The organism is Pseudofrankia coriaricola (assembly GCF_032027725.1).
In the GTDB taxonomy this organism is placed as follows: domain Bacteria; phylum Actinomycetota; class Actinomycetes; order Frankiales; family Frankiaceae; genus Pseudofrankia.
On record NZ_JASNFO010000017.1, the window covers coordinates 89,981 to 101,435 of the forward strand.

Below are 11,455 nucleotides of genomic sequence, written 5' to 3' on the forward strand. Positions count from 1 at the left end.
CGTCAGGAGAGTCCGAGCTCCCGGTCGAGAACATCGAAGAGCTCGTCGTCGTCGGCGAGCGAGATACGTTCGGAGAGATCGGGGCCGGGCGGAGCCGATGATTCGTTCTCGGCCACCAGTTGCCGCAGGATTCCCGTCAGCCGGCCGGCGAGGTCGGACCGCGCGTCGTCATTTGCGATGATGGAGGGGAGCTTCGATTCCAGTGTAGCGATTTCGGCATGAAAGGAAACCCGAACGCGACCCAGCTCACCGTCGAGACTGTTCCGAAGATAGCCCGCGAGAGTCACCGCGGTCGGATGGTCGAATGTGACGGTCTTCGGCAGCTTCAATCCGGTCGCGGCGCTGAGCCGGTTACGGAGCTCGACCGCGGTCAACGAGTCGAGCCCGAGATCGAGGAACCCGCGGTCGACCGGGACCGTCCGCGGATCGGCGTGCCCCAGCACGCCGGCGACGTGGTCGCGGACGACGTCGAGGACCACCCGGCCGCGTTCGTCCTCGGGCAGCTCCCGCAGCCGGGCCGGCAGCGAGGTCGGCCCCGGGGGGGACGGCGCGCGCTGGCTGACGATCCGCCGGGCGGGCGCCGTCACCGGGATCAGCCCGTGCAGCAGCGGCGGCACGGCGCCATCCTGGTTGGCGAGCGCCGCCGGATCCAGGCGGAGCGCGACGAGCGCCGGCGCTCCGATCCGCGCCGACGCGGCGAGCATGGCCATCCCGTCCGCCGGCTCGATCGGCGCGAGCCCGGCCCGCGCCAGGCGGGCGCGGTCGGCCCGGCCCAGGCGGCCGGTCATCCCGTCGGTGCCGGCCCACAGTCCCCAGGCCAGCGCGAGCGCCGGCTGGCCGGCGGCGCGACGGCGCGCGGCGAGGGCGTCCAGGAACGCGTTCGCCGCCGCGTAGTTGGCCTGGCCCGGGCCGCCCAGGACGCCGGCCGCCGACGAGAACAGCACGAACTCCGACAGGTCGAGCCCGGCGGTGAGCTCGTGCAGGTGCCAGGCCGCGTCGACCTTCGGCCGCAGCGCGGTGTCGAGGTCGGCCGGGGTGAGCTTCTCCAGCGTCGCGTCCGCCAGGACGCCGGCGGTGTGGATCACGCCGGTCAGCGGCGGCCAGCCCGCCGGGAGCGCGGTCACGAGAGCGGCGAGCGCCGGGCGGTCCGCGACGTCGCAGGCCACGACGTGCACCCGGGCACCGAGCGCCGCCAGCTCGTCAACCAGCTCGGCCGCCCCGGCGGCGGCCGGGCCGCGCCGGCTGGCGAGGACCAGGTGCAGGACGCCCCGGTCGGCGACAAGATGGCGGGCGACGTGGGCACCCAGCGCGCCCATCCCGGTCAGCAGGTAGGTGCCGGCGGCGCCGTCGGGCAAAGCGCCGGCGGCGCGGAGTCCGGCGTCGGCCGGCGCGAGCGCCGGGGTGAGCGTCGGAGTGAGGACGACGCCGTCGCGCACCGCGGTCTGCGCCGCGCCCGACCCGATGGCCGCCGCCGCGGCGGCCACGGCGGCCGGCGCAGACGTCCCGTCCCTGTCGAGCAGCGCGAAGCGGCCTGGGTGCTCCGACTGCGCCGACCTGACCAGGCCCCACACGGCGGCCCCCGCCAGGTCGTCAACCCGGTCCGCCGGCCCGGCCTGGACGGCGGACCGGGTGAGCAGCGCCAGGGTGGACGAGGCGAACCGGTCGTCGGCGGCCCAGCGGCGCAGGACGGCGAGGACGTCGCCGGTGAGCGCGCGCACGGCCGCCGGAGTCGCGCCCGTATCCGGCCCGGCGCCACTCACCGGGAGCACCACGAGGGGCGGCACGGCCTGGTCACCGGCTGCCAGGTCGTTCCAGCTGACCGCCGCCTCGCCGGGCCAGCGGCAGCCGGCGTCGGGGCCGTCCGGCCCGAGCGGGACGAGCAGCAGCGGCGACTCGCCCGGATCGGCGCCGAACGGGTCGGCCAACGGGGCCCAGCTGACCCGGTACAGACCGCCGGCGGCGCCCGCCGCCGGCGCCGGTCCGGCCAGCTCCGCCGCGCTGGCCGCGCGGACGTCGAGGCGGTCCACCCGGGCGACCGGGGTGCCCCGGTCGTCCGTCAGGTCGACGGCGATCGCGTCCGGGCCGAGGTCGCGCAGCCGGACCCGCAGGGTCGTCGCGCCCGCCGCCAGCACCGCGACGCCGGACCAGGCGACCGGCAGCCGGACCCGGTCCGGGCCGCCGGCGGCGTCCTCGGCCGGGTCGAAGCCGAAGGCGAGCGGGTGCAGGGTGGCGTCGAGGAGGGTGGGGTGCAGGGTGAAGCCGGTGGCGCCGCCTGTCTCGGGGGTCCGGTCGGGGTGCAGCTCGACGGTGGCGTAGAGGTCGTGGGCGGTGCCATCGGGGTTGGGGGCGCGCCAGGCGTGGGTGAGCCGGGCGAACGCGGGGCCGTAGTCGAGACCCAGCCCGCCCAGGTGTGAATAGAGTCCGTCGACGTCGAGCGGGGTCGCTTCGGCCGGTGGCCAGGCGCCTGTCTGCGGCTCGGCGGCCGGGGCCTCGTCGGCGCTGACCGTGCCGACGGCGTGCCGGGTCCAGCCCTCGGCCGAGCGCGGATCGCCGCCCGCCGGCCGGGAGTGGATGCTCACCGACCGGACACCGTTCCCCGATCCGACCTCGTCGTCCTGACCAGGAAGGTCCCCGGCCGGGCCGACGCGGATCTGGAGCAGCAGCGACCCAACCTCCGGCACCACCAGCGGACTCTCCAAGACCAGCTCCCGCACATGCCCGGCACCGACCTGGTCACCGGCGTGCACCACCAGCTCGACCAGCGCCGCCCCCGCCACCAACACCCGACCGTGCACCCGGTGGTCGCCAAGCCACGGATAGCTACCCAGACCGATCCGGCCGGCCAGCAGCACCTCACCCCCGTCCGCCACCGACACCACGGCCCCCAGCAGCGGGTGCTCCGCCTCGGCCAACCCCGGCCCGGCCACACCCGACCCAGCCACATCGCCATCGAGCCAGAACCGCTCCCGATCGAACGCATACGTCGGCAGCGCCACCCGCTCCGCCGACGCCGGCCCGACAACACGCCCCCAATCCACCTCCACCCCATCCGTGAACAGCTCCCCCAACACCCGCAACACCGTCACACCCTCGTCACGACCCCGCCGACACGCCGCTACCGCGACCGCGGCCGAACCGTCGAAGGCCTCCTGGACCATCGGGGTCAGCGCGGCGTCCGGTCCGATCTCGACGAAGCGCCGCACGCCGGCGTCCCGCGCGGCCGTCACCCCGTCACCGAACCGCACCGCCGACCGGACCTGACGCACCCAGTAATCCGCTTCGAGGATCTCCGCACCCGCCAGAGCGCCCGTCACGTTCGACACCAGCGGCACCGACGGCTCCCGAAGGTCGACCGTCCGAACGACCTCCGCGAACTCGCCCAGCACCCCGTCCATATGCGCCGAATGAAACGCGTGGCTCACCCGCAGCCGCCGCACCGGCCGACCCGCCGACCGCCACAGCACCTCGATCTCCTCCACCGCGCCCGCGTCCCCCGAGACGACGACCGAGCTCGGCCCGTTCACCGCGGCCAGGCCCACACCGGCCCGACCCGCCAAAACAGGCTCCATCTCCGACTCGGACGCGCTGACGGCGAGCATCAGCCCACCCGCCCGCGCCGCCTGCATCAGGTGACCGCGGGCCGCCACCAAACGACACCCGTCGTCCAGTCCGAAAACCCCTGCGACATGGGCAGCGGCCAACTCACCGACGGAATGGCCGACCACCACATCCGGCACCACCCCGAAGTCCGCCAGCAACCGCGCCAACGCCACCTCGAACGCGAACAGCACCGGCTGCGTATACACCGTCACGTCGATGTCCCCGGCCGTCCCCGCCAGTACCTCCCCGACCGGCACGTCCACCAGCCCGGAGAAGCCGGCCGCCACCTCCGCCAGCGCCTCCCGGAACACCGGAAAACAGTCCGCCAGGCGCACCCCCATCCCCACCCGCTGCGCACCCTGACCCGAGAACACGAAACCCACCCCACCCGTGGCCGGCGAGCTGCCCGTCGCCCCGGGAGCCGCCAGCCGGCCCAGCTCCGCCAGCAGCTCCTCCCGCGACGCCCCGACGGCCACCGCCCGGCGATCGAAGCCGGTCCGGGTATGGACCAGCGCGTTCGCCACCCCGGCCAGCGGCAGGTCGGCCCGGTCGGCGACATGCGACCGGAGGCGCGCCGCCTGGCCGCGCAGTGCGGCGTCGCTCGCCGCGGAAAGCACGAGCGCCACCGGCGCGGCCGCCGCCGGGCCCTGCGGGAGCCGCGCCGGCACGGTCGACGTGAGCCGCGCCGGGCCCTGCGCGGGCGAGGCGGGCGTCGGCTCGGTGCCGGCCGGGGTGGGGTCCGGGCCGGCGATGATGACGTGCGCGTTGGTCCCGCTGATCCCGAACGACGACACGCCCGCCCGGCGCGGCCGCTCGCCCCGGGGCCAGGGCCGGGCCTCGGTCACCAGCTCGACCGCCCCGGACTCCCACTCCACATGTGAGGACGGCGCGTCCACGTGCAAGGTCGCCGGCACGATTCCATGCCGCATCGCCAACACCATCTTGATGACCCCGGCCACCCCGGCCGCCGCCTGAGAATGACCGATGTTCGACTTCACCGAACCCAACAACAACGGCCCACCCACCGGCCGGTCCCGACCATAGGTCGCCAGCAACGCACCCGCCTCAATCGGATCCCCCAACGTCGTCCCCGTCCCGTGCCCCTCCACCACGTCCACATCGGCACCCGACAACCCGGCCGACGCCAACGCCGCCCGGATCACCCGCTCCTGCGACGGACCATTCGGCGCCGTCAGACCATTCGACGCACCGTCCTGGTTCACCGCCGAACCCGACACCACCGCCAGCACCTCATGACCGTTACGCCGCGCATCCGACAGCCGCTCCAGCACCAGCAGACCCACACCCTCCGACCACGCGGCCCCGTCAGCCGCGTCGGCGAACGACTTGCACCGGCCGTCCGGCGCCAGTCCGCCCTGCCGGGAGAACTCGACGAACGCCTCCGGCGTCGACATCACGGCGACGCCGCCGGCCAGCGCCAGCGAGCACTCGCCCGCCCGCAGCGACGACGCCGCCAGATGCATCGCCACCAACGACGACGAACACGCCGTGTCGACCGTCACCGCCGGGCCCTCGAACCCGAACGAATAGGCCACCCGGCCCGACGCGATGCTGCCGGCGGTGCCGTTGCCCACATAACCCTCGAGCTCCGGCGGAACGGTCCGCACCCACGAGCCATAGTCGTGGTACATCACCCCCACGAACACCCCGGTCGAAGAACCCCGCAACGACCGCGCGTCCACCCCGACGCTCTCCACCGCCTCCCACGCCGTCTCCAACAACAACCGCTGCTGCGGATCCATCGCCAACGCCTCACGCGGCGAGATACCAAAGAACCCCGCATCGAAATCCGCCACGCCGGAAAGGAATCCGCCCTCCCGCACGTAGGAGCGGCCGACCGCCGCCGGATCGGCGTTGAAGAGGACGTCGATGTCCCAGCCCCGGTCGACCGGGAACGGCGAGATCCCGTCACCACCGGCCGAGACGAGATCCCACAGGTCGGCCGGCGACGCCACCCCACCCGGGAAACGGCACGCCATCCCGACGATCGCGATCGGGTCGTCGGCGCTCGACGCGGCCCCGGGCGCCGGCCGGCGCGGCGACGCCGGCGCCGGGGCGGCCTCGAACCGGCGGGCCAGCTCGGCGGCGAGGACCTCCGGCGTCGGGTAGTCGAACACCATCGTCGCGGGCAGCCTCAGGCCGGCCGCGGCCGCGACCCGGTTGCGCAGCTCGACCGCCGTCAGCGAGTCGAGCCCTAGCTCCTTGAAGGTGCGGTCGGCGCCGACCGCGGCGGCGTCGGCGTGCCCGAGCACGGCCGCCGCCTCCGCGCGGACGGTGGCCAGCAGCGCGGGGCCGCGCTCGGCCGCCGGCAGCGTCGCCAGCCGTGACATCGCGGCGCGCCCGGTACCCGCCGCGGCACGGCGCCGGGGCAGCAGCCCGCGGATCAGCGTCGGCAGCTGCTCCGGGTGGGCCCGGGCGGCGGCGAGGTCGATCCGCGCGGCCAGCGGGGCCGCCGCTCCCCGCGGCCGGCCAAGCTCGGCCAGGGCCGCGTCGAACAGGGCGAGGCCGGCGTCCGACGGCAGCGGCGCGATGCCGCGGCGCCGCATCCGGGTGAGGTCGGCGGTGCCCAGCGCGCCGGTCAGCTCACCGCGCTCCGCCCACATCCCCCAGGCGATGGACACGGTCGGCAGGCCCAGGGACCGCCGGTAGCCGGCCAGCGCGTCGAGGAAGCAGTTCGCCGCCGCGTAGTTCGCCTGCCCCGCCCCGCCGAGCAGACCCGCGGCCGAGGAGAACAGCACCAGCGCCGGCGTCGCGACCGTCGGAGCCACCGCTCCCGGAGCCAGCGCCGCGGCCGTCGGGGCCGGGGTCGCCGGGGCGGACGACGCGCCCGCGGTCGCCGGGGCGGGGATCACGGTCAGGTCGTGCAGGTGCCAAGCGCCGTCGACCTTGGGCGCGAACACCCGGTCGAGCCGGGCCGGCGTCAGCGACTCGACGACGCCGTCGTCGAGCGCGCCGCCGGCGTGCACGACCGCGCTGACGGGCCGGTCGGCCGCGACCGTGGCGAGCACGGCGCCCAGCGCCCGCCGGTCGGCGACGTCGACGGCGGCGATCCGCGCGTCGGCCCCGGCGGCGGCGAGCGCGGCCAGCAGCTCGTCCGTGCCGGCCGCGGCCGGGCCGCGGCGGCTGAGCAGCAGCAGGTGCCGGACGCCGTGCCGGCGGGCCAGGTGCTCGGCGACGAGCCGGCCGAGCGCGCCCGTCCCCCCGGTCACCACGACCGTGCCGCCGAGCGGATCGCGGGACAGCTCGGAGCCGGAGGCCTGCGCCACCCGGGCGAGGGTCGGCGTGAGGATCGTCCCGTCCCGCAGGGCGACCTCCGGGAGGTCCCCCTCGACGACCGCGGGCAGTCGTCGCAGTGACGTGTCGAGGCCGTCGGTGTCGACCAGCTGGATCCGGCCCGGGTGCTCCGACTGGGCCGCGCGCGCCAGCCCGAGGACGGCCGCCGCGGCCAGCCTGCTCGCGGCCCCCCGGTCCGGCGCGGCGGTCCTCCCGGCCGCGGCCGGGGAATCGTCGGCGGCGACATCGGCGGCGTCCTGGGTCAGGACGACCAGCCGGCTGCGCGCGTACCGCGGATCGGCCAGCCACGCCTGGAGGACCGCGAGCATCGCCGCGGTCGCGGCACGGACTACGGACGGGACGTCGACGGGCCCGGCCGGGCCGTCGGCCGGTGGGGCGGCCGGCACCAGCACGACGTCCGGTGGGGCGACACCGTCCGGGCCGGACGGGAGGGCCGGCCCGTCGCACGCGTCCCACCGGTCCTCGCCGAGCAGGTCCGCCAGCCCCGCCGGGGCCGGACCGACGACGAGCCAGCCGCCCCCGCCCGCCGCCTCGGGCGGAGGCGGGACCGGGGTCCAGTCACGCCGGTACAGGGCGTCGCCGGAGCTCGCCGCCGCGGCGAACGCCCGGTGGTCGACCGGCCGAGTCGCCAGGGCGGCGACGCGGACCAGGGAGCGGCCGGTCTCGTCACGAGCGTCGAGGGCGATGGTGCCGTCGGCGCCGAGGCGCAGCCGGACCCGCATCGCCACGCCGGCCGGAGCCGACACCGAGACGCCGGACCAGGAGAACGGCAGCCGGATCTCGGCGTCCGGCGTCCCCTCGGCGACGAGGTCGGCCAGCAGCGGATGGAGGCCGGCGTCGAGCAGCGCCGGGTGGACGCCATAACGCCCCGGGTCCGTGGCCACTGGGAGCTCGACCTCGGCAAAGCGGTCGGCGCCGGACCGCCAGGCCCGCCGCAGCCCCCGGAAGGCCAGCCCGTAGCCGTAGCCGAGCTCGCCGAGGGCGTCGTAAAAGCCGGTCAGGTCGATCTCGTCCGCGCCGGGCGGTGGCCAGGCGTCGGCGGCCCAGTCGGCGTCCTCGTCCGCTCCGGTCCGCGCCGCCGGCGGATCGGCCGCCGCGAGCGTGCCGGCGGCGTGCCGGATCCACCCGCGGTCGCCGTCGCCGTCGGCCCCGCCGGTGCTGTCGCCCGCGGGTCCGTCGGCGGAGTCGCCGGTGGCGGGGCGAGAGTAGATGGAGACCGCGCGCCGCCCGGCGTCGTCGCCCGGGCCGACGACGACCTGCACGGCCACCGTCCCGACGGCCGGCGGTGCCGCCGCCCCGGCACCGGTGCCGCCGGCCGGAGCCAGCACGAGCGGGCTCTGCACGGTCAGCTCCTCGACCCGCTCGGCGCCCAGGCGCGCGCCCGCGTGCCGGGCCAGCTCGACGAAGGCGGTGCCCGGCAGCAGCGGGCGGCCGAGGACGGCATGGTCGGCGAGCCAGCCGGGGCTGCCCTCGGCCAGCCGGCCGGTGAACAGCGTGAGCTCGCCGTCGGCCACGCTGATCTCGGCCCCGAGCAGCGGGTGCTCGCCCGCGTCGAGTCCGAGCGCGCCCGCGGAGGCGGCCGGGGCCGTGGCCTCCAGCCAGTACCGCTCACGCTTGAACGCGTAGGTGGGCAGATCCACCGGGGCGCCCCGGCCGCCGAGCACGGCGGCCCAGTCGAGCCGCGGGCCGCGGCCGTCGAGGGCGGCCATCGAGAGCAGGAAGCGTCGCCAGCCGTCCTCGCCGCGCCGGAGCGAGCCGACGACGACCGCCCGCTCGGCGGCGTCGCCGTCGACGTCCTCGATCGTGCTCTCGAGTGCGCCGGTGAGCACGGTGTGCGGGCTGATCTCGACGAACCTGCGGTGGCCGGCCGCGTAGGCCGCCCGCACCGCCTCGTCCAGTCGCACGGTCTGCCGCAGGTTGCGGTACCAGTAGCCGGCGTCCAGGACCGGCTCGTCGACCGCCGCGCCGGTGACCGTCGAGTAGAAGGCGATCTCGGGGCGGGCCGGGACGACATCCCGCAGCGACGCCAGCAGCTCGGCCTCGATCGCCTCGACGTGGGCCGAGTGGGACGCGTAGTCCACCGGTACCCGCCTGGCCGAGATCTCGGTGCCCGAGCAGTACTCGACCAGGGCGTCCAGCGCGTCGGCGTCCCCGGACACGACGGTGGACACCGGCCCGTTGACCGCCGCGACGTCGACGCGGCCGGCGACGCCGGCGTCGGCCAGCGCCGCGCGGGCCCGGCGCTCGTCGACGGCGAGCGAGACCATGCCGCCCTCGCCGGCGATGCGGCGGAGGGCGCGCGCCCGCAGCGCGACGACCTTCGCCGCGTCGTCGAGGCTGAGCGCACCCGCGACGCAGGCCGCGGCTATCTCACCCTGCGAGTGGCCGACTACCGCGTCCGGCGGGGCGCCCACCGAGCGCCACAGCTCGGCCAGGGCGACCATCACCGCGAACAGCGCCGGCTGGACGACGTCGACCCGCTCCAGCGCGGGCGCGCCGGCGTCGCCGCGCAGCACCGCGGTCAGCGACCAGTCGACGAACGGGGCCAGCGCCCGCTCGCAGGCGAGGATCCGCTCCCGGAACACGGCCGAGCGCGCGAACAGGTCGACGCCCATCCCGGCCCACTGGGCGCCCTGGCCCGGAAAGACGTACACGGTCCGCTCGGAGGAGACCGGCCGGCCCCTGGCCACGACCACGTCCGGGTCGTCCTGGTCCTCGGCGACCGCGGCGAGCCCCCGGACCAGGCCCGCCAGGTCGGTCCCGATCACGACGGCCCGCCGGGCCAACGGCGAGCGGGTCCGCACCAGCGAGTGCGCGACGTCCCAGGGATCGACGGTCATCGCGGACTCGACGGCGGCGCGCAGCGCGTCGGCCTGCGCCCGCAGCGCCGCCGGCGTCTGGCCCGCCACGACCCACGGGACGTGTGCCGGCCCCGCCGCCTCGCCGGCGGCCTCGGTGGCCGCGCCGGCCGCGGCGGGCTCGGCGGTCGGCTGCTCGGCCGCCGAGGCCGCCTCGACAATGACGTGCGCATTCGTGCCGCTGGCGCCGAACGAGGACACGCCGGCCCGCCGGGGCCGGTCGGTCTCCGGCCAGGGCCGGGCCTCGGTCACCAGCTCGACGGCGCCCGACTCCCAGTCCACCCGCGCGGACGGCGCGTCGACGTGCAGGGTCGGTGGCACGATCCCGTGGCGCATCGCCTGCACCATCTTGATCACACCGCCGACCCCGGCCGCCGCCTGGGCGTGGCCGATGTTCGACTTGAGCGAGCCCAGCAGCAGCGGCCGGCCCGCCGGGCGGTCCTGGCCATAGACCGCGAGCAGGGCCCCCGCCTCGATCGGGTCGCCGAGCGTCGTGCCGGTCCCGTGCCCCTCCACGACGTCGACGTCGGCACCCGACAGCCCGGCGGACGCCAGCGCCGCCCGTATCACCCGCTCCTGCGCCGGGCCGTTCGGCGCCGTCAGACCGTTCGACGCCCCGTCCTGGTTCACCGCCGAGCCTGTGAGGACGGCCAGCACCTCGTGGCCGGCCCGCCGTGCGTCCTCCAGCCGCTCCAGCACCAGCAGGCCGAGGCCCTCGGCGAACCCGGTGCCGTCGGCCGAGTCCGCGAACGCGCGGCAGTGTCCGTCCGGCGAGAGCCCCTTCTGCCGGCTGAACTCGACGAACAGGTACGGCGTCGACATCACCGACACCCCGCCGGCCAGCGCCAGCGAGCATTCGCCGGCGCGCAGCGAGCCGGCGGCGAGGTGCAGCGCAACCAGCGACGACGAGCACGCCGTGTCCACGGTCACCGCCGGGCCCTCCAGGCCGAGCGTGTACGAGACCCGGCCGCACGCGACGCTTCCCGCGCTGCCGTTGATGAGATAGCCCTCGAACTCGCCGGGGTCGGGGCGCAGCCGGATGCCGTAGTCGTCGTGCATGATGCCGAGGAAGAAGCCGGTCGGCGTGCCGCGCAGCTCCATCGGGTCGACGCGGGCCGACTCCACGGCCTCCCAGGCGGCCTCCAGCAGCAGGCGCTGCTGGGGGTCCATCGTCAGCGCCTCCCGGGGCGAGATGCCGAAGAACGCCGGGTCGAAGTCGGCGGCACCGGCCAGGAAACCACCCGCCCGCACGTAGCTGTGGCCGGCGGCGTCCGGGTCGGGGTCGAACAGCTCGTCGACGTTCCATCCGCGGTCGGCCGGGAAGCCGCCCACCCCGTCGCGCCCGGCGGCCACCAGGTCCCACAGCTGGGCCGGCGACCGCACGTCGCCCGGGTAACGCGCGGCCATCCCGACGATCGCGATCGGCTCGGCGCCGCCCCGCTCCAGCTCCCGCACCCGGTTCCGGGCCTCGTGCAGATCGGCGGTGACGCGCCGCAGGTAGAAGCGGAGTTTCTCCTCGTTCATGGCTCGTCACTCGCTCCAGGTTCGGGCCGGGCACGGACGGAGGCACGGCAGGGGCACGGCAGGGGCACGGACGTACAGCGAGGGCACGGGAGACCGCCGGGACGCGGGAGGCCACCGGGGTGCGGGGGGCGGCGGCGCGGGTGGGGACAGCCGCGGGC

Annotated in this window: 1 protein-coding gene; it reads right to left on the reverse strand. The window is 76.4% G+C overall.

The features are described 5' to 3' along the window. Positions 1 to 2: 2 nt before the first annotated feature. On the reverse strand, positions 3 to 11,297 hold the full coding sequence (locus tag QOZ89_RS10310) for a type I polyketide synthase (RefSeq protein WP_312623628.1): 11,295 nt from the start codon (positions 11,295 to 11,297) through the stop codon (positions 3 to 5). Between the last annotated feature and the right edge of the window lie 158 nt (positions 11,298 to 11,455).